This window comes from Streptomyces sp. NPDC001890, from assembly GCF_042891445.1.
Classification (GTDB): domain Bacteria; phylum Actinomycetota; class Actinomycetes; order Streptomycetales; family Streptomycetaceae; genus Streptomyces.
This window is the reverse complement of sequence record NZ_JBIATE010000002.1, coordinates 420,511-440,901: the sequence shown is the minus strand read 5'-3', so window position 1 is coordinate 440,901 and position 20,391 is coordinate 420,511. Positions and strand designations below refer to the sequence as shown.

Sequence of the window (20,391 nt, the reverse complement as noted above, 5' to 3'; positions counted from 1 at the left end):
GGGCGCCCACCGGACTACCGGGCCGTCCGGTGACAATGGGGGCATGGAGATTCTCTGGTTCCTGATCGCCCTGTGCATGCTCGCGGCCGTCATCGGCCCCTTCGTGCTGCGCCGCCGGGGCGGGATCCGCCTGGTCGCGCCGGGTTCCCCGGACGCCGCGGACCCGGACGCGTACGGCTTCGTGCGCCAGGAGGAGCTGGACATCCGGCTGCCGGGCCCGGACCAGGACCTCCTGGACGTGCTCGACGTCGTGCAGCGTTCCCAGGACTGGCGGGCCGCCTCGCAGCTGCTGGCCGGTACGCCCAAGGAGGGCGAGGTGCGGTGGCAGCGGGTGCAGGCCTTCGCCGGGGCCGCCTCGCTGGAGCTGGCGCAGCAGCCCGGGGTCGGTGGTGCGTGGCTGCGCGCATGGCGGGCCGAGGCGCCGAAGGACGCGGGCGGCGCGGCGGTGCACGCGGAGTTCCTGGTGCAGCAGGCGTGGCGTTCGTCGACCGCCGGGACGGACGACTTCCGGATCATCCTGGAGGAGGCCCGTACGGTCTGCGGCGAGGCGGCTCTGCTGGCGCCGGGCGACCCCGTTCCGTACCTCACCGAACTGGCCGTCTCCCGCGGACTGGGTTACTCCCACGAGGAGTTCGACCAGCTCTGGGCGAAGGTGATGGACCGGGCCCCGGCCCACATGGGCGCGCACATCGCCGCGCTGCACTTCTGGTGCGAGAAGTGGCACGGTTCGCGCGAGGAGGCCGACCGCTTCGCCACCGCGGCCGCCGCCCGCGCCCCGCAGGGCTCGCTGCTGGCCGCGCTGCCGCTCTTCGCGGTGTACGAGCACCTGCCCGAGGTCAATCTGGTGCAGGGCTTCTACCGCAGCGCGGTGGTGACCAAGGCGGTCGAGGGCGCCCTGTTCGCGGTGCACGCGGCCCGCCCCGACGACCCGATGCTCGCCCACGTCCGCCACCTCCTGGTCCTCTTCCTGGTCCGGATGGAACGCTGGTCGGAGGCGATGGCCCAGCTCGTCCACATCGACGGCCACGTCGGCGCGCTGCCGTGGACACAGGGCCCCGACCCGGCCGCCGAGTACACGGTCTACCGGGCGCTGGCGGTGGCCGGCTACGAGGCGAACGGCGGCACCCCGGCGACCCTGCCGCACTGACGGCACGCGCGTGGGGCCGGGCGGAATCCATGACACCCCCACCGCGTTGTACGCACTGCACACTCACCCCAGGAGGAGCCCCCGCATGTTCCTGCAACGCCGTACCCCCCAGCTCCCCACCCCGGAGGAGGCCCTGAAGGGCCGCCCCACCCCCGAATTCACCGTCCCCACCCACCACACGGTCCTCGGCAACCCCCTGGTGGGCCCGTACCCGGAGGGCCTGGAGGTCGCGGACTTCGCGCTGGGCTGTTTCTGGGGCGCCGAGCGCAAGTTCTGGCAGACGGAGGGCGTCTGGACGACGCTCGTCGGCTACCAGGGCGGCTACACCGAGAACCCCGCGTACGAAGAGGTCTGCTCGGGCCTGACCGGCCACACGGAGGCGGTCCGCGTCGTCTTCGACCCGGAGACCGTCTCGTACCCCGAGCTGCTGAAGCTCTTCTGGGAGTCCCACGACCCGACCCAGGGCTTCCGCCAGGGCAACGACGTGGGCACCCAGTACCGCTCGGCGATCTACACCCACTCCCCCGCCCAGGAGGCGGCGGTGACTGCCTCCCGCGAGGCCTACCAGAAGGTCCTCACAGCCGCTGGGCACGGCGCGATCACCACGGAGATCCTCCCGGCGCAGGGCCGCACCTTCTGGCCCGCGGAGGGCTACCACCAGCAGTACCTCGACAAGAACCCGGCGGGCTACTGCGGCATCGGCGGCACGGGCGTCTCCTGCCCGATCGGGGTCGCTCCGGCTGGGGAGTGACAGACCAACTGGGGCCGGTGAGTGCCCGCCCGCTTTGGGCCGGCGGGCACCTTCCTGCTGATGAGGGCGCAATTTTCGAGGTCCGCTCCGGGGTCCAGTGCCGAGCCAGCAGGGGGCGCGACTCGTGGGAAGGCTTGTCCCCGGAAGCTTCGAGCGCCCCCTTCGAGGGTGATTTGCCCCTTCTGCCCTTCCTGGATGCCCTGATGAAACGGGACGATTCGACTGTTCCGATTCAAAACGACGGCCGTGAGCACGGGTGTTCCGTCGCAGGTGAAAGGGGTACGAATGCGCGTCAAGTTCGGAAAGGTCGCTTGGGGGGCGGTAGCCGCTGCTGCGGTGGCGGCGACTCTCGTCCCGGTGGCAGCCATGCCGCAAGCCGCTGCGGCAGCCACGTCATCACATGCTCAGCAGTCGAAGGCCGCTGTCCCGGTCCGTGACATCAGGACGTTCGCGGACAAGTGCCTGACCGTCGCCAACCGCAACCCCAACAACGGTGCCGACATCGTCCAGTACCAGTGCGAAGGCGACTTCGCCCAACGCTTCAGCCTCGTCCCGGTCGGTGGCGGACAGTACGAGATCAGGACGTTCGCGGACAAGTGCCTGACCGTCGCCAACCGCAACCCCAACAACGGTGCCAGGATCGTCCAGTACCAGTGCGAAGGCGACTTCGCCCAACGCTTCGACCTCGTCCCGGTCGGCGGCGGACAGTACGAGATCAGGACGTTCGCGGACAAGTGCCTGACCGTCGCCAACCGCGACCCCAACAACGGTGCCGGCATCGTCCAGTACCAGTGCGAAGGCGACTTCGCCCAGCGCTTCGCGATCCACCCGTCCCACTGAGCACCTCACCCGCCGTCGACCACAGGTGGTACCGCTGCGAAAGGATCTCCAGGGACCCGCTCCGCGCAGAAGGAATCGGGCCTTCGGGCAAGGCTCCAGGTCCGAACCATGGTCGCCGCTGCGCGGAGGTCACGCCCTGCGTCGTCGGCGATCGCGCCGGGCTCCACCAGAAAGGCCCGCGTGGCTGTCGATGGGTGACGTGCAGCGGATGCAAGCTCGGCAAGTTCTCGGCGGGGGTGTCGCCCGCGTCCGCCGACACGCGGAAGCATGCCGCTGCTTGTGATCGCTGATCAGCCACTCGGTGCCCGCCTGCCTGTTTTGGCCGGCGGGCACCTTCCTGCTGGTCAGGGGCGGCGTTTCGGGGTGCGGGCAGTGGCCGTTCGGCCGGAGTCGGCGGAACGCCGCAGGCGCGCCCTTGAGCAAGCAGAGAAGAGTTGGACCGATCCGGCCTTGCGCCTGGCGGCGGGGGCCTCACCCGGGGCGACGCGGAAGGCGAACGGCCCGTGCGCGGCAGAGATTCGCGGGTGACGGCGCCTATGACGCGGGTACGTCCTGGCCGAGTGTGCCGAGCACATCTCCGAGGAGGTCCTCGGAGGCGAACTCCGAGACCCAGTCGCCGAACCGCCGGGTGTACTCGGCCCGGATCTCCCTGTCGATGACCCCCGCGTCGTCGAGCGGCGTGAGCGGGAAGTTCTGTTGCAGCCACACGTGATACCTCTGGCGTGGGGCGGCGAGGCGGGCGCGGTCCTCGGCGTCGTCCGGCTCGACGGCGAGCAGAAAGAAGAGTTCGCGCAGGTTGCAGGCCTCGACACAGACGTCGCCCTCGTCACCGAAGAAGATGACGGGCAGGGTGGCGAGGTCGGTGCGGTCGTCGCAGCGCCACAGGGCGTAGTACGAGCCGGAGGACGTCGCGTACGCGAACGGGATCAGCCGGTCCAGGTATGCGTCGGGTGCGTCGCCGCAGAACCAGTCCAGGCCCTTGTCGTACTCGAACAGCTCGAATCCGGGTGCGAAGAACTGCCCTTCGAGGCTGTCCTGGAACTCCTTGAGCAAGTTCAGTTCGGGGACGGGAGAGTACGCGTCGCTCAAGAGGGCTCCTTGGACGGGGTGTTGACCGGTGGCGAGGACGCTATCCGCTGGGTCTGACACCGCGCGTTCGGGAGGGTGATGTCGCGTCGTTGCTGTGACCGGCCTGGCCGTCGGCCCGGTCACAGCATCACGATCTCAACCTCGGCAACCTGCCGGAGCGACCGCCGGGGCGACGGTCAGCGGGCGCCAGGTCCCGCCTTCACATCAGCGATGAACGCTGACCAGCTGCGACCGCTGAAGGCGACAACGGGTCCGGAGGCGTCCTTGCTGTCCCGCACCGGCACGAGGCCGGCAGCACCGTCCGCCACCTCCACGCAGGCTGACTGCTGGTTGCTGTAGCTGGACTTGAACCACACCAAACCGGTTGAACTATTGCTTTTCATAACTCCCTGACACTTCAGAGATCAGACGCCGCGAGGCCTGTTCGTCGCTTGCCTTGGTACAGATGTCGGCGAAGGCCGCGTTGTAGCGAGCCACTTCGGCGGGCTTGTCCAGGTAGAGGTCTCCAGTGAAGCCGTCGGCGTACACCGTGGGCGGCTCGCTCTCGCTTCCGTCGCGGTTGCGCGGGAACCGCAAGACGCCGAACGCGCCGGACAATACCCCCAGGTGAAAGCCTGCCGCGAACGGGACGTCCTGGCGGCAGCTGAGGCCTGGCCAGGTGGTGTTCGACCGGGTCAAGGAGATGCCCTGCATGGTGCTTCACGCCAGGGGTGCCTGCGCCGTCGTCGTACGGCCTGGCGGCCGGCCGTGGGAAGTGCAGCTGCGAGGGCTCTCGCCAAGCACTGACTACCACTGCCGACAGCTCGATGCACTGGCAAGCCATGTCGCCCACCAGCGGCGTGGCGGAGAGCATCCACGCTGAATCCAGGGCGTGGGAAGGATGGTCCAGCTCAAGGCCGCCCTGCCCGCCGCGCAGTGCGACGCGGCGGGCGGGGCCACTGCCGGGGTGTGCCGCCGCCCTCGTGCGAGATCGCCGATTTCCTGCGCTCCCGGCGCGCCGCGCTTACCCCCGGACCGGGCCGGACTGCCCGACGACCGGCGCGCTCGCCGTGTACCCGGGCTGCGCCGTGACGAGGTCACCCGCCCTGGCCGGCGTCAGCATCGAGTGCTGCTCCCGCCTTGAGCAGGGCCGCGCACAGAACCCCTCGCTCAGCTCGCCCTGCCACCGGCCTCCTGCACCGGGGCGCATAGTGAAAGAAGCGGCGGATTCGGGTACCCCCGGCGTACTGATGCGCCCGCCCTCGTACCATCGTCCGTTCAGGTGGTCGCCCGTCATGGCACTTGTGTCATATTCCAGTTGTATGGGTCACTTGCGTAACCGAACCGGTGGGCCGCCCATCCCTCTCCGGGGGACGCGGAACCGTTCTGTTCGCCGACCGTCCACGCATGATGGGCCTCGGCATCTTTTGCTCCGGATGGCCGCGATGGGCACCCCTGTAGAGGACTTGGATCCGACCAGTCGTCCCTGCCGAACAGCAGCAGGGGCTGATGCGGCAGCCTCCGGCCTCTGCAAGTGAGCGGTGCGCGATCCATGCGCGCACACCGAACACCTCGTCATCGGGGCCACGAGAGCGACCGGCCGGCCACGGCCTGCGGGGTCGGCCGGCGCGACTCGGCTCATCACGGCTCCGAGTGCCCTGCTCGGCGTACAGCCAATGACGGCGCGGTTCCCCACGACAGGCGTCCTTCGGAAGGTTCCCCGGGCTCGCCCAGCGGCGTCCCCGGGGACCGGTCGAGCGGGAGGTGAGCGCGGACGGCCGGGGCCGGACAGCGTCCCGGTGGTCCAAGCCGCGGCCATGGGCCCCGCTCCGGGCCCGTCTCGAAGTCAACTTCGGCATTCGAGAGGTCAGTTCAGGGAACACGGAGGACGATCATGCCAATCAGTCCCAACCAGGGCTCCACCGGTGGCGGTACCACCGTCACCATCACGGGCACCAACCTCACGGGCACCACCGCGGTGCTCTTCGGCGCCAAGCCGGCGACCGGTGTCACCAACGTCTCGCCCACCCAGGTCACCGCTGTCTCACCGTCCGGTTCCGGCACGGTCGGCGTGACGGTGACCACCCCGGGCGGAACCAGCAATCCGATCCCGTTCTTCTACGTCGGCGCCCCGTTCAAGTCCGGTCTGAGCGTGAGCTCGGGCCCCACCGCGGGCGGCAACACCGTCGTCATCAGCGGCACCGGTCTGTCCACCGCGACGGGGGTGTCCTTCGGCGCCAATACCGCCACACCGACGGTGCTGTCGGACAGCCAGATCAGCGTCGTCGTGCCCGCGGGTGCGGCAGCCGGGCCGGTGGGCGTCAGTGTGACGACCGCCGGAGGGTCCAACAACGGTCTGTCGTACACGTACATCGACGTCCCGACCATCACCGGGATCGCTCCGGCCTCCGGACCGACGTCCGGCGGAACGGCGGTGACGATCACGGGCACCAACCTGACCTCGACGAGTCAGGTCACGTTCGACTCGGTGCCGGCACCGTTCACGGTCGTCAACGCGACGACAGTGTCCGCCGTCACCCCGGCCGGTACCGTCGGTGCGGTCGACGTGGGTCTCTCCAACCCCGCGGGCACGGCCACGGACGTCGGCGCCTTCACCTATGTGGCGGGCCCCGGTATCTGATCCGCCACGGCGGTGGCACCGGCCGTCGGCGCGGAACAGCGCCCGGCGCCGGTACCGCTTGCGGTGCATGATGCCCGCCCCGGTCGGCGCTCTCGGCACCCGGCCGGGCGGGTACCCACTCGGCACCACTCGCTCGCGCCGCCCGGCCAGGAGGTCCGGGCGGCGCCCGACCTTCACATTCCGGTCCCCTCGTCCCGTCCCATCCCATCCACAACACCCCCCGTCCATGACGTCCTGTCCACAACACCCCGATCACACCACCCGACAGGAGAACGGCAGTGGAGCACTCCGCAGGCTCAATGCCCCACGCCGCGCAGCCGTCGACGGCTGCGGCGGCCCACGCGATCACGACGAGCAGCAGTCAATTCCCGGCAGCCGCCGCAGCGGTCGCGGCGCCCACGATCAGCTCCCTCACCCCCACCCAGGGGCCGGTCGAGGGCAGGAACACGGTCACGCTGACCGGGACCGGCCTCACCGGCGCCACCTCGGTCCGCTTCGGCACCACGGCCGCCGCGTTCATCACCGTCTCCGACGCGCAGGTCACCGCGATCGCCCCCGCCGCACCCGCCGGCCCGCTGAGTGTCACGATCACCACCGCGGGCGGCACCAGCGCCGGTATCTCCTACACGTATGTCGCCGCTCCGGTTCTGAACAGTGTGGCTCCTGCCCAGGGACCGCTCGCGGGCCAGAACACCGTCACCCTGTCCGGAACCGGCTTCACCGGTACGACCTCTGTTCGTTTCGGCGTGAACGCGGCAATTTCGTTCACCTTCGTCTCGGCGACCCAGCTGACCGCGGTGGTCCCCACCGGCGGCCCCGGACCGGTCGCCGTCACGGTCACCACGCCCGGCGGTACCAGCACTCAAGCCGTCTCCTACTACTACCTCGGCGCACCGGTCCTCAACAGCGTCACCCCCGGCGCCGGTCAGGTGAGCGGTAACAACGCCGTGACGTTGACCGGGGCGAATCTCCTCCAGGCCAGTACGGTTCGCTTCGGCCCGACGGCGGCCGCCCCCTCCGCCATTGTCTCGGCCACGGAGATCAGAGCGACGGTGCCGCCCGGTGTCAGCGGCACCGTACCGGTCAGCATCACCACGCCCGGCGGCACGAGCAACGCCGTCACCTACCTGTATCTGGGCGTCCCGGTGATCGCCGGTCTGGTACCCGACCAGGGACCGCCGGCAGGCGGGAACACCGTGACCGTCACCGGCTCCGGACTGACCTATGCCACCGCGGTGCTGTTCGGGAGCGTGCCCGCCGGCTTCACCGTGGTCTCCGACACCCAGTTGACGACCACGGCGCCGCCCGGCGTGCTGGGCGCGGTCACCGTCAGGGTCGTCACCCCGGGTGGCACCAGCATCGGCGTTCCCTACACCCGAGTCGGCTCACCCGCCGTCTGAGCGGTCGGGCGGCTCGGCGGACATTCCCGCCCCAGGCCGGCTCAGGGTTCGATCCGGCTCAGCTCGGCAGCCCGCCGTCGGCGTTGACAGGATCTTCGCCTCCTTGCTGGACTGCGGGGTCCGGCCACCCCGGTCGACCCCCGTACGAAGAGGAGTTCCCGTTGACTACGAACGAAGGCCACGGCACTCCTGCCACCCCGGCCGGTCCGGCCTGGTTCATGGCCAATGAACTGCTGGCGTTCGTCGTCGAGGTGGCGGCACTGGCCGCTCTGGCCTGGTGGGGTTTCGTCACCGGGAAGGGTGTGGCTGCCCGGTTGCTGCTGGGGATCGGGGCGCCCGCTGCCGCCGCTCTGGTCTGGGGGATGTTCGCCGCGCCTCGTGCCCGTTTCCGACCGCCGCTCGCGGGGGTTCTGCTGGTCAAGGCGGTGGTGCTCGGTGGTGGTGTGTACGCAGTGCATGCCGTGGGGCATTCGGTGGCCGCGGTGTTCTTCGGGGTGGTGGTGGTCGTGAACACGGGGGTGGCGGAGACCTTCCGGCGGCGGCTGAACGGTGCCGCGGCCGGCTGAGGTGACCGTGGTGTCCGGGGCCGGGGCGGCGGAGTTCAGGCGCCGTTTCGGTCCTGGGCGGCCATGACCTCGTCGCCGTGCTCGAAGGCCCAGGCGCCGAATGCTTCGATCGGGCCGAGCAAGGTCCGGCCCAGAGCGGTCAGTTCGTACTCGACGCGGGGTGGCGACTCGGCGTAGGCGTGGCGTTCCACCAGGCCGTTGAACTCCAGCCGCCGCAGCGTCTCGGTCAAGACCTTGGGGCTGATGCCGCCGATGCGCTCGCGGAGTTCGCCGGGGCGGGCGGGGCCGTCCCGCAGGACCCAGATCACCACGGCGTTCCAGGTGTTGGAGAGCAGGTCGAAGGCGAGGCGGGCGCGGCAGTCGGCGAGGTAGGCGTCGGTCGTCACGTACCAAATGGTGCCTGACGGGTTTCCTAGTGTCGTCCCGGAATTGGTTGGAGCGAGCCGGAAGGGGACGGATCGATGAAGATCGGTGTGCTGGGAACGGGGAACATGGCGGATGCGCTGGCCACGCACTGGGGGCGGGCCGGGCACGAGGTGTTCGTCGGAGGACGGGACGGCCAAAAGGCCCAGCGGCTCGCGGCGCGCATCGGCGGCGGTGCGGGGTACGGGAGTCTGCGCGCGGCGGCGGAGTTCGGCGAGGTGGTCCTGGCCGCGCTGCCGTACGGCGCGGGGGCGGACGTCGTCGGGGAGATCCGGGCGGCGCTGGACGGGAAGGTCCTGCTCGACTGCGCCAATCCGGTCGGGCCCGGCTTCCGGCTGCTGACCGGGGGCGGCCCCTCGGCGGCGGGGCGGCTCGCCGCCGCCGCACCGGGTGCGCGGGTCGTCAAGGCGTTCAACCTCTGTCACGAGGACGTGTGGCGGATGAACCCGCCGGTCTTCGACGGTCAGCCGCTCGCGGTCCCGGTCTGCGGGGGCGACGAGGCGGCGGTCGCGCTGGTGCACGGGCTGGTGCGGGACGCGGGCTGCGTACCGGTGGCCGCCGGCGGGCTGGAACGCGCCGGACTGCTGGAGGCGACCGCGGCGCTGTACATCGGACTGTGGGTGCAGGAGCAGGCGGACGTACGGGCGATCGCGCCGCCCCTGGCCTACGCGACGGGGCCGGGGGCCGAGCAGCAGTAGCCCCGTCCTGGCCGTGTCGGCCCGGCCGGCTGCCGCCTGCTGCCGGCTGCCCCGCACGGCCGTGGCCCGGCTGCTCCGTGCGGAGCTGCCGGGCCACGGTCACGTGTCAGGGGTGCCGGATCAGATCAGGCCCTGGGCCAGCATCGCGTCCGCGACCAGTTCGAAGCCGGCGATGTTGGCGCCGACCACGTAGTTGCCGGGGCTGCCGTAGCGCTCCGCGGTGGTGTAGCAGGAGTCGTGGATGTGGCGCATGATCTCCGCGAGGCGCTCCTCGGTGTGGGAGAAGGTCCAGGAGTCGCGGGATGCGTTCTGCTGCATCTCCAGGGCGCTGGTGGCCACGCCGCCCGCATTGGCGGCCTTGCCGGGGGCGAAGGCCACGCCGGCCTCCTGGAGGACGCGTACGGCCTCCGGTGTGGTGGGCATGTTGGCGCCCTCGGCGACCGCCTTCACGCCGTTGCGCACCAGGGCCACCGCGTCGGCCTCGTGGAGCTCGTTCTGGGTGGCGCAGGGCAGGGCCACGTCGCAGGGGACGTTCCAGACACCGGTGCCGGGGACGTACTTGACGTGCTCGCCGCGGCGTTCCGCGTACTCGGAGACGCGGCCCCGGCCGGCCTCCTTGATCTCCTTGAGGAGGGCGAGGTCGATGCCCTTCTCGTCCACGACGTAGCCGGTGGAGTCGGAGCAGGTCACCACGGTCGCGCCGAGCTGCTGGGCCTTCTCGATCGCGTAGATCGCGACGTTGCCCGAGCCGGAGACGACGATGCGCTGGCCGTCGAGGGACTCGCCCCGGCTGCGCAGCATCTCGGCGGTGAACATGACACAGCCGTAGCCGGTCGCCTCGGTGCGCGCCTGGGCGCCGCCCCAGCCGAGGCCCTTTCCGGTGAGCACGCCGGACTCGTAACGGTTGGTGATCCGCTTGTACTGGCCGAACAGGTAGCCGATCTCGCGTCCGCCGACGCCGATGTCACCGGCGGGGACATCGGTGTACTCACCGAGGTGGCGGTGGAGTTCGGTCATGAACGACTGGCAGAACCGCATGATCTCGGCGTCGGAACGGCCCTTGGGGTCGAAGTCCGCGCCGCCCTTGCCGCCGCCGATGGGCATGCCGGTGAGCGCGTTCTTGAAGATCTGCTCGAAGCCGAGGAATTTCACGATGCCGAGGTTGACCGAGGGGTGGAAGCGCAGCCCGCCCTTGTACGGACCCAGCGAGCTGCTGAACTCGACCCGGAAGCCGCGGTTGACGTGGATGTCGCCGGAGTCGTCCGACCACGGCACCCGGAAGATGAGCTGGCGCTCGGGCTCGCAGACGCGCTCGATGATCCTGGCGTCCACGAACTCCGGTCGCTTCGCGAGGACCGGGCCGAGGGTCTCCAGGACCTCCCGTACCGCCTGGTGGAATTCCTTCTCGCCCTGGTTGCGCCGGAGGATCTCGGCGTACAGCGGCTCGATGATGCTGCTCTCGTGCGGGGTTACGGAATCAGGGGTGGCCTGCATCAGGTCAAGACCTTCCGTCGGTGGGCATGCGCGCGAAAACGCCCCCCGTCCGGGCGCGTCGGCGGTCCCCCTCGCCATTGAGGGCGTCGCCCAGACTTCGCACGCTATGCGGCTCACGAAAGCGACGTACAGAACCGTTGTGGCCCACCCATTGTCCCAGTCTCCCCGGTGGTTCTTTCAAGGGGACCCGGGCAAGGGGGACGTTCCCTACGCCCGCGCCTCGCGTCGCAGCATCCACAGCCCCGCTCCGGACGCGATGACGACCAGCCCCGAGACCACGCTCAGCACGATGTGGAGGGCGTTGTTCTCCATCAGGTTGAGCGCGAGGTTCGCGGCGAGGGCGGCGCAGAGCACGAGCCAGAGCAGTGCCTTCATGGGTTCCTCCGTGTGGGTGGTGGTGGCCGGGGTGATGCCGGGCGGGTGAGTGGCCGGGTGATGTCGTGCGGCCGGGTGATGTCTCCATTCTGTTGGCGGGAGGCGGTCGCCACGAGGGGCCGGCCCCCCGGCTTCATGGTGTAGCCGGCTACACCACGAGGGGTCGGGGAACGCGGAGGCCGCGTCCCGGTCCGGATTGTTTTATTAGGGTTTGCCGCGTGGGGATCACCGAGAGCACCGGGCCGCGCGAGAAGGAAAGCGACCGGAAGGCCGGGCGGAAGGTCGGGCGGGAAACCGGGCGGGAAACCGGGCGGGAACCCGGGCGGGCCTTGCCCGGTGCGGCCGGGGATCCCGCGCTGTGGTGGGTGCCGGGGATCGCGGTGCTCGTCGTCGTGCCGCTGTACCTGCTGTGGGCGCTGGTGCTGGCCACCGGCGGCGGTGATCTGGCCGCGCAGCTCGCCTGGGCCGGCTTCGCCTCCCGGCATCCGGGGTCCGCGTACAACCTCTCCTGGTACGGAGGGACGCACCCCGCCAACTACAGCCTGCTGACGCCGCCGCTCATGGCGGCGTTCGGGGTGCGGACGGTGACCGTCGCCGCCGGGCTGTCCGGGTCGTGGGCGCTGGGGCGGCTCTGTGTACGGAGCGGGGTGCGGTGGCCGGGGGCGGTCGCGGTGCTGGGTTCGCTGGCGCTCTGGTGCAATGTCGCGTCCGGGCGCACCACGTTCGCGCTGGGCGTCGCGATCGGGCTGGTCGCGCTGGTGTGCGTACGGCGCCGCCGCACGGGCCCTGCGGCGGGCTGCGCGGCGCTGGCCACGGCGGCGAGTCCGGTGGCGGGGCTGTTCCTGGTGGTGGCGGGCGCGGCGTACGGGCTGGACCGGCGGTGGCGGCGGGCGGCCGGGCTCGCCGTACCGCCGCTCGTGGTGGTGGCCGCGACGACACTGGTCTTCCCGTTCACGGGTGAGCAGCCGATGGCGGCGGGCAAGCTGTGGATGCCGTTGGCGGTCTGCGCGGCGCTGTGGCTCGCGGCGCCGCGCGAGGGCGGCTGGCGGGTGGTCCGGTTCGCGGGCGCGGTGTACGCGGTCGGCGTCGTGCTGACCTTCCTGATCGCCTCGCCCATCGGGACGAACGTGGAGCGGCTGGTGGGGCTGGCCGGTCCGCCCGTGCTGCTGGCGGCGCTGGCGGCCGTCCGGACGGAAGACCCCAGGGGCCCCGGGGGCCCCTGGTGGGCGCGGTGCGGCGCGGCCGTGCTGCTGGCCGGGATGCTGGCGTACAACACGGCCTGGCTGGCCGGCAAGACCGATGACGACCTGCGGGTCTCCGGCTCCGTGCCCGGCTGGGCGGCGCACCCCGACGGCGTGGTCGCCGAGCTGCGCCGGCTGGGCGCCGGGCGGACGCGGGTGGAGGTCGTGCCGGCCCGCAACCACCGCGAGGCGACGGTGCTCGCCCCGTACGTGAACATGGCGCGCGGCTGGAACCGGCAGCTCGACGTGGAGCGCGGGCGGCTGTTCTACTCGGGGACGCCGACCCCGGCGACGTACCGGGCCTGGCTGGACCGGTGGGGCGTGGGCCTGGTCGTGCTGCACAGCGGCAGGCCGGACGGGCCCGCCGAGGCGGAGGCGGAGATCGTCCGGCGCGGCGCCGACTGGCTGGAGCCGGTGTGGCAGGACGCCGGGTGGCGGATCTACCGGGTGCGCGGGCCCGTACCGCTGGTCTCCGCACCGGGCGCCGCCGTACGCGGGGACGACGCCTCACTGGTGGTGCGGATGCCCGCCGCCGGGTCGGTGACGGTACGGATCGCCTACTCGCCGTGGCTGCGGGCGGACGGCGGCGGGTGCCTGCGGCGGGACGGCGAGTGGACGCGGCTGACGGTGGAGCGGGGCGGGGAGTACCGGCTCGATTCGCCGTACCGGCTGTGGCCGTTCGGGTCGTGCTGACGGGCAGGGGCGCTCCGGCGGGGTTCAGTCGGTGACGCCCAGGTCCTGGCGCATCAGCCGCCACATCGCGTCGAGGCGGGGGTCGGCCGACTTCAGGTCCTCCAGGGCCTGTTCGACGTTCTCGCCGTCGTGGGCGACGCCCCGGTCCAGGCGCTTGACGACCGCGTCACCGCCGGCGAGCACCTGGTTGAGGTCGCGGGAGGCCTGCAGTATCCGTTCGGGGACGATCATCTGGGCCTCCGCGTAGCGGTCGCGGTGGTCGAGGCGGGCCTCTTCGAGCTGGTTGCGTTCCTGCTCCGTATAAACGCCGTCGCGGATGCGGTGCAGGGCGTCCTTGAGGAGGGTGTGGAACTGCCGGGAGGCCCGGTTCATGGCCGTGTACTGGGTGCGCCGCTCCTCGAACTTCCGCCGTTCGTCCGCCAGTCGGGTCTCCTCGGTGCGCTGGCGTGCGGTCAGCCGCTGCGCGAACACCGGGGCGAGGAGGGTGCCGAGCACCCCGACGACTGCGGTGATCATGGCGGTGATGGCGGTGGTCATGGCAGCGAGACTAGTGGGGGCCGCCAGGCAGCGTGGCGCGCGGTGTGACCCGCGGTTCCCGGGCGCACGGTGACTGCCCGCCCGGCCCCGCCCGGCCCGCCCCCTCCTCCTCAAGTCCCGTACCGGGTCAGGCCGCCGCGTTCTCCGTGATGGTGACCTTCCCCTTGCGGATGGTCGCGAGCCTGGGCGCCCGCCGGGCGATGGCGCTGTCGTGCGTGACCATGACGAAGGTCAGGCCGTGCTCCTTCCACATGGTCTCCAGCACCTCCATGACCTCGTCCCGCATCGACTCGTCGAGGTTGCCGGTGGGCTCGTCGGCGAGCAGCACCTTCGGCCGCTTGACCAGGGCACGGGCGATCGCCACCCGCTGCTGCTGGCCGCCGGACATCTCGCCGGGCAGATGCCCGAGCCGCTCACCGAGTCCGACGGACTCCAGTGCCTCGGCGGCCCGCTTCCGGCGCTCGGCCGCCCGGCCGCCGAGCGGTACGAGCGCGGTCTCGACGTTCTCCTGGGCGGTGAGCGTCGGGATGAGGTTGAAGCTCTGGAAGACGAAGCCGATGTTCTCGGCGCGCACCTTGGTGAGCTTGGCCTCGCCGAGCTTCGCGAGGTCTACGCCGTCGAGTTCGACGCTGCCGCTCGTGGGGCGGTCCAGGCCGCCGAGCATCTGCAGCAGTGTGGACTTGCCGCCGCCGGTGGGGCCCTGGATGACCAGCCGGCCACCGTCCTCGATGGTCAGATCGACACCGGCGAGTGCGTTGACGGTGGACTTTCCGCGCGTGTAGCGCTTGGTGACGTCTCTGAGCGTGTACATGGGTCAACTCCTGCTGGGACTGAGGGGTGTGGGGCGCGGGGCGGGCTATTCGACGCGTCGCAGGGCGTCGGCCGGACGCAGCCGGGAGGCCCGCCAGCCGCCGAAGCCGCCCGCGATCAGCCCGCCCGCCACGGCCAGCGCGACGGCGGTCAGGATGACGGAGAGCGAGACGGGTGCGGTCAGCGCGATGTCGAGGGTCTTGGACGCGGCGTCCCTGCCCGGTCCGCCCATGAACCGGCCACCGCCCATGCCACCGCCCATTCCGCCGCCGGACGAGCCGAGCTGTGCGGTGAGCGTGGGGCTGATCGCGGTGACGGCGTACGCGCCGGCCAGGCCGATGCCGATGCCGAGTACGCCGCCCAGCAGCCCGTTGACGAGGGCCTCGCCGACGACCTGGCGGGTGACCCGGCCGCTCTTCCAGCCGAGCGCCTTGAGCGTGCCGAACTCCCGCACCCGGCGGCTGACCGCCGCGGAGGTGAGCAGTCCGGCCACCAGGAACGCGGCGGCCAGCACCACGATCGAGAGCCACTTGCCGACGCCCGAGGCCAGGTCGGAGGCGGTGGAGAGCGAACCGGAGACGGTGTCGGCGAGATCGGCGGAGGTGGTGACGGTCGTGCCGGAGATGTTCTTCTGGATGGCGGACTTGACCTGGTCGATCTGCTGCGAGTCCGCGGCCTTCACATAGACCGTGGTGACCTTGTCCTTCGAGTCGGAGAGGGTCTGCGCCTGCTTGAGCGGGATGTAGAGGTTGGCGGCCGCGTCACCGCTGTCGGCGGTCGAGACCCCGACCACGGAGAACTTCGTCCCGTGGATGGTCACGGTCCTGCCGACGTCGAGCTTCTTCTCCTTGGCGTACGCGGAGTCGACGACGGCCACCTTCGCGTCCGTCTCGGAGGTCTTGAACGTACGCCCCTTGGTGATCTTCGAGGAGGTCAGCGGGCCGATTCCCTGCTCGGTGACGTCGGTGCCGTACACCGTGTAGGAGTTGACGTCGAAGGAGGCGCCGCCGCCCCTGACCTCGCCCTGCGGCTGGCCGTTGCCGCCCGGACCGCCGAAGCCGCCCTGGCCGCCCTGGCCCGCGCTCTCGTCCTGCTTGAACTCACCGCGCTTGAACTGGCCGTCGACCTTCATCACGTTGAGGCCGAGTCCGCCGACGGCGCCGGCGACACCGTTCTGGCCGCCGATCTCGGTGACGGTCGACGAGGCCAGCGTCTGGAAGCCCTGGATCATGACCCGGTCGCTGCTCTGCGTCGCGTCGTCGTCGCCCTTGGCGTCGAACTCGAACTTCGGGCGTCCGCTGCCCGATCCGGGTGCGGCGGCGGCCTTGGTGACCGTCATGTCCGTGCCGAGGCCGTACAGCGATTCCAGGACCTTGTCCTGGGCCCGGCTCATGCCGGTGGAGACCGAGCTGACGACGATGACCAGCGCGATGCCCAGCGCGAGCCCCGAGGCGACGACCAACGCCGCCTTTCTGCGGCGGCGCAGCTCGCGCCGGAGGTAGGTGAAGAACATGGCGCGACGTTATGGAGCGCTTGTGATGGCGGGATAAGGCCACCATGAGAGCGTGATGAGAAGTCCTACGAACGCCGCAGGCGGCGGCACCGCGGATCCGAGGGGATCCGGGTGCCGCCGCCTGGGTACGGGGTTCGGGCCGCGCCGGGGACGGGCGCGTGGCTCGGGTCAGGCCTGGGAGCCCGCCGTCCACTCCGCCCAGCTCATGTTCCAGCCGTTGAGGCCGTTGTCGGGGGTGATGGTCTTGTCCGGGGAGTTCTTGACGATGACCACGTCGCCGATGAGCGAGTTGTTGTAGAACCAGGCGGCGGGCTGGTTGGCGTCGCCCGCGCCCTTCACGTCGGCGAGGCCGACGCAGCCGTGGCTGGTGTTGGCGCTGCCGAAGATCGACCGCGCGCCCCAGTAGTTGCCGTGGATGAAGGTGCCCGAGGTGGACAGCCGCATGGCGTGCGGCACGTCCTTGATGTCGTACTCGCCCTTGCCGTCGTCGTCGGTGAAGCCGACCGTCGCACCGTTCATCCGGGTCTCCTTGAACTTCTCGGAGATCACCATCTGCCCGTTGTACGTGGGGTTCTCGGCGGAGCCGGAAGAGATCGGGATGGTCTTGATCGTCTTGCCGTCCTGGGTGACGGTCATCGTCTTCGTCTTGGCGTCGACGGTCGAGACCTGGTTGCGGCCGACCTTGAAGGTGACCGTCTTCTGCTGGACGCCGAAGACGCCGTCCGCGCCCTCGACCCCGTCCAGCGCCAGCTTCAGCGTGACGGTGGAGCCGCCCTGCCAGTAGTTCTCCGGACGCAGGTCGAGACGCTGCGAGTTGAACCAGTGGCCGACGACTTCCTGGCCGCTGCTGGACGTCACGGTGATACCGGCCTGGACGGCCTTCTTGTCCGTGATCGCCTTGTTGAAGTTGATCGAGACCGGCATGCCGACGCCGACGGTGGAACCGTCCTCGGGGGTGAAGTTCCCGATGAAGCTGTTGGCGGGCGAGACGGTGGTGAAGGAGGAGTTCTCGTGCGCCTCGCGGCCCTTGGAGTCCTTCGCCGTAGCGCTGATCTTGTACGTGGTCGAGCGCTCCAGCTGGACGTCGGGCTTCCAGCTCTTGCCGTCGGCGGAGAGCGTGCCCTTGACGGCGTCCCCGGCCGCGGTGGTCATGGTGACCTCGGACAGCGTGCCCTTGGTGACGGTGACCTTGGCGTCGTTGTTGATGCTCGCGTTGGTCGCGCCGTTCTTCGGAGAGATCGCTATCTGCGCTTCCGAGGCGTCCTGCGCCGCGGCCTTGTCGACCTCGGACGCCTGCGACTTCTTCGAGCTCTCGGCGCTGCTGCCCGTGTCGCCGTCGTTGCAGGCGGTGAGCACCAGAACGCCGCCGAGCAGTGCGGACGCGGCCATCAGGCCCCTGCGCCGCTTGCTGTCCGTCATCACACGCTTCTCCATCGTTGCCGAATCCCCAAAAACCCCGAGCGGAGCCGCCGTCGACCGGCGGAACCCGTCAATGTTCCTAGAACCCATGGAAGGGGTCCTCCGTTCCACATCCACGAAAGATGTGGGGAACAACACTCATCGACGCGTCCGCGGCTGCGGTGGTTCCCGACGCCGGCCCCGCAGGGGCGACCGGCGAACGACACGGCCCCGGACCGCGTACGAAAACGGTCCGGGGCCGGTGTTCACCAGCTGCTGGTCCCGCCGCTCGCGGCGACGTGACCGTCGTCGTCCTCACCCATTGTGCGGGACGCCGCCACCCCTGCCCGCGCCGTCCTCCTCGTCCCATACGACGCCCTCCTCGCCGTCCTCGTCGTCGAGGTCCCAGGCGTCCGGGTCGTCGGGGTCGTAGTCGACGGTCTCGCTGCTCCAGGACGCCTGTGCGAGCTCGACCCCGGGTACCTCGCTGACCAGGTCGAACGGGTCGATGAGGGAGGCGAGGGCCTCCGCGCCGTCCTCCCGTACGGCGGCCTCGGCGTGCATGCGTTCCTCGGCGGACTCGCCGCCCGGCTCCCCGTACTCGGCGGCGATCGACTCCAAAGCGGTACCGCTGAGGGCGGCGGGGTCGGTGACCTCCAGCACCATTTCAACTCGAAGCCGAACAAACCGTGATGTCTCAGAAGTGCTCATGTGCCGGAGCGTAAGCTCCCCGCGCTCCCGGCTTTCCCGCGACCCGCTGCTTTCACTAGCATCGGCACACATGACCAACTCACGGCCGTGACAAGGGGATCGATTCCATGGTCGTCGCTCGCCGCCCGCTCCTGACCGCCACCGCCGCGGGCATACTGCTGGCCGCCCTCTGGTTCGTACCGTCCGCCAACGCGACGGACGGGCCGGCCGCACCGTCGGGCAACCGGAGCGGACCGGCCACCACCTCCGCCGGGGACACCGCGGCCGGTCCGCGGCTGGCCGACACCGGGACCGGCATCGACACCACCCCGTATCTGATCGGCGGCGTGGCGTTCCTGGGCATCGGCGCGGCGTTCGTCTCCCACTCGGCGCGCCGCACCGGGACCCGGCCCGTCTGACGATCGGGGCACGCGGGCCCGGCACGATCCGAACGAGAGACCTCAGTGCAGCGGTCCGGTCACCGGCTCGACCGCCGCGACCAGCTTCCCCGAGCGTACGAACGCGTCCGCCGCGGCCAGGTCCGGGGACAGGAAGCGGTCCGGTCCCGGGCCCTGGACGCCCGCGGCGCGCAGCGCCTCGATGACGGCCCGCGAGGCGGGCGCGGGGGTGAGGCCCCCGGCGGCGCGCAGTTCGATGGCGCGGGTCGCCGCGTACAGCTCCACGGCGACGATCCGGGCGAGGCTGTCCACGGAGGCACGGAGCTTGCGCGCGGCCGACCAGCCCATGGAGACGTGGTCCTCCTGCATCGCGGAGGACGGGATCGAGTCGGCCGAGGCGGGCACGGCGAGCCGCTTCATCTCGCTGACCAGGGCGGCCTGGGTGTACTGGGCGATCATCAGGCCCGAGTCCACTCCGGCGTCGTCGGCGAGGAACGGCGGCAGCCCGTGCGAGCGGTTCTTGTCCAGCAGCCGGTCGGTGCGGCGCTCGGTGATGGAGCCGAGGTCGGCCGCGACGATCGCCAGGAAGTCGAGTACGTACGCGACGGGGGCGCCGTGGAAGTTGCCGTTGGACTCGACCCGGCCGTCGGACAGCACGACGGGGTTGTCCACGGCGGAGGCCAGCTCGCGGGCCGCGACGTTCCCGGCGTGGTCGAGGGTGTCCCGTCCCGCGCCGTTGACCTGCGGGGCGCAGCGCACCGAGTAGGCGTCCTGCACACGGGGCGCGTCGTCCTGATGATGGCCGGTGAGGCCGGACCCGGCGAGGACCCGCAGCATGTTGTCGGCGCTGACGCCCTGGCCGGGGTGCGGGCGGATGGCGTGCAGCTCCGGGGCGAGCACCTTGTCGGTGCCGAGCAGCGCCTCCAGGGAGAGCGCGGCGGTGATGTCGGCACAGGTGTAGAGGGCCTTCAGGTCGGCCAGGGCCATGACGAGCATCCCGAGCATGCCGTCGGTGCCGTTGAGGAGGGCGAGGCCCTCCTTCTCGCGCAGCTCGACCGGGGTGATGCCGTGGGCGGCGAGCAGTTCGCCGGCGGGGCGCACGGTGCCGTCGGGGCCCTCCGCGTCACCCTCGCCCATCAGCGTCAGGGCGCAGTGGGAGAGCGGGGCCAGGTCGCCGGAGCAGCCGAGCGAGCCGTACTCGTGGACGACGGGCGTGATGCCCGCGTTGAGGACGTCGGCGATGGTCCGCGCGACCTCGGGGCGTACGCCGGTGTGCCCGGAGGCGACCGTCTTCAGCCGCAGGAACATCAGCGCGCGGACCACCTCGCGCTCGACGCGCGGGCCCATGCCGGCGGCGTGCGAGCGGACGATGTTGCGCTGGAGCTGGGCGCGGAGGTCCTTGCTGATGTGCCGGCTGGCCAGCGCCCCGAATCCGGTGGAGACGCCGTAGACCGGCTCGGGCCCGGCGGCGAGCGCGTCCACGATCTCGCGGGCGGCGGCGAGCGCGTCGACGGCGGCTGCGGAGAGCTCGACGCGGGCGTTGCCGCGGGCCACGGCGATGACGTCCTGAGCGGTGGTACCGGATGTCCCCACCACCACTGTGTGCGTATCCATACTCAAAAGCGTACGGATCATTCAAAAACGTACGGATTGAATCCCTTCATGTCGCCGGTGGTGGCGTGGTTCGTGTCGCCGGTGGTGGCGTGGT

Annotated in this window: 21 protein-coding genes; 9 read left to right on the top strand and 12 right to left on the bottom strand. The window is 70.9% G+C overall.

The features are described 5' to 3' along the window. The first annotated feature begins 43 nt into the window (after window positions 1-43). The 3 genes from ACFYY1_RS08165 (at window position 44) to ACFYY1_RS08155 (ending at window position 2,738) form a co-directional block, all read left to right on the top strand. Window positions 44-1,147: a hypothetical protein gene (locus ACFYY1_RS08165; RefSeq protein WP_388582384.1), complete on the top strand. Its 1,104-nt coding sequence runs from the start codon at window positions 44-46 to the stop codon at window positions 1,145-1,147. A gap of 85 nt (window positions 1,148-1,232) precedes the next feature. Continuing rightward, a complete protein-coding gene (msrA, locus tag ACFYY1_RS08160; protein WP_388582382.1) occupies window positions 1,233-1,898 on the top strand; it encodes a peptide-methionine (S)-S-oxide reductase MsrA in 666 nt (221 codons plus the stop codon). 285 nt (window positions 1,899-2,183) lie between these two features. After that, window positions 2,184-2,738, top strand: a complete 555-nt coding sequence (locus ACFYY1_RS08155) for an RICIN domain-containing protein (protein ID WP_388582380.1) — start codon at window positions 2,184-2,186, stop codon at window positions 2,736-2,738. Window positions 2,739-3,272: 534 nt separating this feature from the next. Here ACFYY1_RS08155 and ACFYY1_RS08150 read toward each other — a convergent pair. From ACFYY1_RS08150 to ACFYY1_RS08140, 3 genes are all read right to left on the bottom strand, one after another. Next, on the bottom strand, window positions 3,273-3,827 hold the full coding sequence (locus tag ACFYY1_RS08150) for a hypothetical protein (RefSeq protein WP_388582378.1): 555 nt from the start codon (window positions 3,825-3,827) through the stop codon (window positions 3,273-3,275). Window positions 3,828-4,003: 176 nt separating this feature from the next. After that, window positions 4,004-4,210 carry a DUF397 domain-containing protein gene (locus ACFYY1_RS08145; RefSeq protein ID WP_388582375.1) on the bottom strand — a complete coding sequence of 69 codons (207 nt, stop codon included), beginning with the start codon at window positions 4,208-4,210 and terminating at the stop codon, window positions 4,004-4,006. Continuing rightward, window positions 4,197-4,520: a Scr1 family TA system antitoxin-like transcriptional regulator gene (locus ACFYY1_RS08140; RefSeq protein ID WP_388582372.1), complete on the bottom strand. Its 324-nt coding sequence runs from the start codon at window positions 4,518-4,520 to the stop codon at window positions 4,197-4,199. The genes ACFYY1_RS08145 and ACFYY1_RS08140 overlap by 14 nt, the downstream gene beginning before the upstream one ends. A gap of 1,180 nt (window positions 4,521-5,700) precedes the next feature. Here ACFYY1_RS08140 and ACFYY1_RS08135 point away from each other — a divergent pair. From ACFYY1_RS08135 to ACFYY1_RS08125, 3 genes are all read left to right on the top strand, one after another. Next, complete coding sequence (locus ACFYY1_RS08135) at window positions 5,701-6,447, top strand: IPT/TIG domain-containing protein (RefSeq protein WP_388582369.1); 747 nt, start codon at window positions 5,701-5,703, stop codon at window positions 6,445-6,447. A gap of 278 nt (window positions 6,448-6,725) precedes the next feature. Further along, the gene (locus ACFYY1_RS08130; RefSeq protein WP_388582366.1) at window positions 6,726-7,847 is read left to right on the top strand and encodes an IPT/TIG domain-containing protein; all 1,122 of its coding nucleotides are present in this window, start codon (window positions 6,726-6,728) and stop codon (window positions 7,845-7,847) included. 161 nt (window positions 7,848-8,008) lie between these two features. Beyond that, window positions 8,009-8,413: a YrdB family protein gene (locus ACFYY1_RS08125; RefSeq protein ID WP_388582363.1), complete on the top strand. Its 405-nt coding sequence runs from the start codon at window positions 8,009-8,011 to the stop codon at window positions 8,411-8,413. 35 nt (window positions 8,414-8,448) lie between these two features. Here the strand turns inward: ACFYY1_RS08125 and ACFYY1_RS08120 are convergent, their stop codons facing one another. Then, complete coding sequence (locus ACFYY1_RS08120) at window positions 8,449-8,799, bottom strand: winged helix-turn-helix transcriptional regulator (RefSeq protein ID WP_388582361.1); 351 nt, start codon at window positions 8,797-8,799, stop codon at window positions 8,449-8,451. Between the two features lie 75 nt (window positions 8,800-8,874). Here ACFYY1_RS08120 and ACFYY1_RS08115 point away from each other — a divergent pair, with 75 nt between their 5' ends. Continuing rightward, on the top strand, window positions 8,875-9,534 hold the full coding sequence (locus ACFYY1_RS08115; RefSeq protein WP_388582359.1) for an NADPH-dependent F420 reductase: 660 nt from the start codon (window positions 8,875-8,877) through the stop codon (window positions 9,532-9,534). Between the two features lie 120 nt (window positions 9,535-9,654). On the opposite strand, the gene gdhA is transcribed toward ACFYY1_RS08115, so the two are convergent. Both gdhA and ACFYY1_RS08105 read right to left on the bottom strand, forming a co-directional pair. Continuing rightward, window positions 9,655-11,028, bottom strand: a complete 1,374-nt coding sequence (gdhA, locus tag ACFYY1_RS08110) for an NADP-specific glutamate dehydrogenase (protein WP_388582357.1) — start codon at window positions 11,026-11,028, stop codon at window positions 9,655-9,657. A gap of 207 nt (window positions 11,029-11,235) precedes the next feature. Further along, window positions 11,236-11,403, bottom strand: coding sequence for a hypothetical protein (locus ACFYY1_RS08105; protein ID WP_376632536.1), 168 nt, complete (start codon window positions 11,401-11,403; stop codon window positions 11,236-11,238). Between the two features lie 365 nt (window positions 11,404-11,768). On the opposite strand from ACFYY1_RS08105, the gene ACFYY1_RS08100 reads away from it, so the two are divergent. Beyond that, window positions 11,769-13,337, top strand: coding sequence for a hypothetical protein (locus tag ACFYY1_RS08100; protein WP_388583449.1), 1,569 nt, complete (start codon window positions 11,769-11,771; stop codon window positions 13,335-13,337). 24 nt (window positions 13,338-13,361) lie between these two features. Here ACFYY1_RS08100 and ACFYY1_RS08095 read toward each other — a convergent pair whose 3' ends face one another. From ACFYY1_RS08095 to ACFYY1_RS08075, 5 genes are all read right to left on the bottom strand, one after another. Next, the gene (locus ACFYY1_RS08095; RefSeq protein WP_388582353.1) at window positions 13,362-13,874 is read right to left on the bottom strand and encodes a hypothetical protein; all 513 of its coding nucleotides are present in this window, start codon (window positions 13,872-13,874) and stop codon (window positions 13,362-13,364) included. Between the two features lie 127 nt (window positions 13,875-14,001). Beyond that, window positions 14,002-14,685 carry an ABC transporter ATP-binding protein gene (locus ACFYY1_RS08090; protein WP_388582350.1) on the bottom strand — a complete coding sequence of 228 codons (684 nt, stop codon included), beginning with the start codon at window positions 14,683-14,685 and terminating at the stop codon, window positions 14,002-14,004. Between the two features lie 45 nt (window positions 14,686-14,730). Further along, on the bottom strand, window positions 14,731-16,197 hold the full coding sequence (locus ACFYY1_RS08085; RefSeq protein WP_388582347.1) for an ABC transporter permease: 1,467 nt from the start codon (window positions 16,195-16,197) through the stop codon (window positions 14,731-14,733). Window positions 16,198-16,365: 168 nt separating this feature from the next. Then, a complete protein-coding gene (locus tag ACFYY1_RS08080) occupies window positions 16,366-17,631 on the bottom strand; it encodes an Ig-like domain-containing protein (protein WP_388582344.1) in 1,266 nt (421 codons plus the stop codon). Window positions 17,632-17,910: 279 nt separating this feature from the next. Then, window positions 17,911-18,306, bottom strand: coding sequence for a hypothetical protein (locus ACFYY1_RS08075; RefSeq protein WP_388582341.1), 396 nt, complete (start codon window positions 18,304-18,306; stop codon window positions 17,911-17,913). Between the two features lie 107 nt (window positions 18,307-18,413). On the opposite strand from ACFYY1_RS08075, the gene ACFYY1_RS08070 reads away from it, so the two are divergent. Continuing rightward, window positions 18,414-18,704, top strand: coding sequence for a hypothetical protein (locus tag ACFYY1_RS08070; RefSeq protein ID WP_388582338.1), 291 nt, complete (start codon window positions 18,414-18,416; stop codon window positions 18,702-18,704). 42 nt (window positions 18,705-18,746) lie between these two features. On the opposite strand, the gene hutH is transcribed toward ACFYY1_RS08070, so the two are convergent. Then, entirely contained in the window at window positions 18,747-20,297 is a 1,551-nt protein-coding gene (gene hutH, locus ACFYY1_RS08065; RefSeq protein WP_388582335.1) for a histidine ammonia-lyase, read from the bottom strand. Window positions 20,298-20,391: the final 94 nt, after the last annotated feature.

What these genes read in the sequence shown, in the direction of transcription:
- ACFYY1_RS08090 (WP_388582350.1), bottom strand. Translation starts at nt 14,685, where the DNA reads ATGTACACGCTCAGAGACGTCACCAAGCGCTACACGCGCGGAAAGTCC.
- hutH (WP_388582335.1), bottom strand. Translation starts at nt 20,297, where the DNA reads ATGGATACGCACACAGTGGTGGTGGGGACATCCGGTACCACCGCTCAG.
- ACFYY1_RS08085 (WP_388582347.1), bottom strand. Translation starts at nt 16,197, where the DNA reads ATGTTCTTCACCTACCTCCGGCGCGAGCTGCGCCGCCGCAGAAAGGCG.
- ACFYY1_RS08155 (WP_388582380.1), top strand. Translation starts at nt 2,184, where the DNA reads ATGCGCGTCAAGTTCGGAAAGGTCGCTTGGGGGGCGGTAGCCGCTGCT.
- msrA (WP_388582382.1), top strand. Translation starts at nt 1,233, where the DNA reads ATGTTCCTGCAACGCCGTACCCCCCAGCTCCCCACCCCGGAGGAGGCC.
- ACFYY1_RS08140 (WP_388582372.1), bottom strand. Translation starts at nt 4,520, where the DNA reads ATGCAGGGCATCTCCTTGACCCGGTCGAACACCACCTGGCCAGGCCTC.
- ACFYY1_RS08075 (WP_388582341.1), bottom strand. Translation starts at nt 18,306, where the DNA reads ATGAGCACTTCTGAGACATCACGGTTTGTTCGGCTTCGAGTTGAAATG.
- ACFYY1_RS08135 (WP_388582369.1), top strand. Translation starts at nt 5,701, where the DNA reads ATGCCAATCAGTCCCAACCAGGGCTCCACCGGTGGCGGTACCACCGTC.
- ACFYY1_RS08070 (WP_388582338.1), top strand. Translation starts at nt 18,414, where the DNA reads ATGGTCGTCGCTCGCCGCCCGCTCCTGACCGCCACCGCCGCGGGCATA.
- gdhA (WP_388582357.1), bottom strand. Translation starts at nt 11,028, where the DNA reads ATGCAGGCCACCCCTGATTCCGTAACCCCGCACGAGAGCAGCATCATC.
- ACFYY1_RS08095 (WP_388582353.1), bottom strand. Translation starts at nt 13,874, where the DNA reads ATGACCACCGCCATCACCGCCATGATCACCGCAGTCGTCGGGGTGCTC.
- ACFYY1_RS08105 (WP_376632536.1), bottom strand. Translation starts at nt 11,403, where the DNA reads ATGAAGGCACTGCTCTGGCTCGTGCTCTGCGCCGCCCTCGCCGCGAAC.
- ACFYY1_RS08165 (WP_388582384.1), top strand. Translation starts at nt 44, where the DNA reads ATGGAGATTCTCTGGTTCCTGATCGCCCTGTGCATGCTCGCGGCCGTC.
- ACFYY1_RS08145 (WP_388582375.1), bottom strand. Translation starts at nt 4,210, where the DNA reads ATGAAAAGCAATAGTTCAACCGGTTTGGTGTGGTTCAAGTCCAGCTAC.
- ACFYY1_RS08115 (WP_388582359.1), top strand. Translation starts at nt 8,875, where the DNA reads ATGAAGATCGGTGTGCTGGGAACGGGGAACATGGCGGATGCGCTGGCC.
- ACFYY1_RS08080 (WP_388582344.1), bottom strand. Translation starts at nt 17,631, where the DNA reads ATGGAGAAGCGTGTGATGACGGACAGCAAGCGGCGCAGGGGCCTGATG.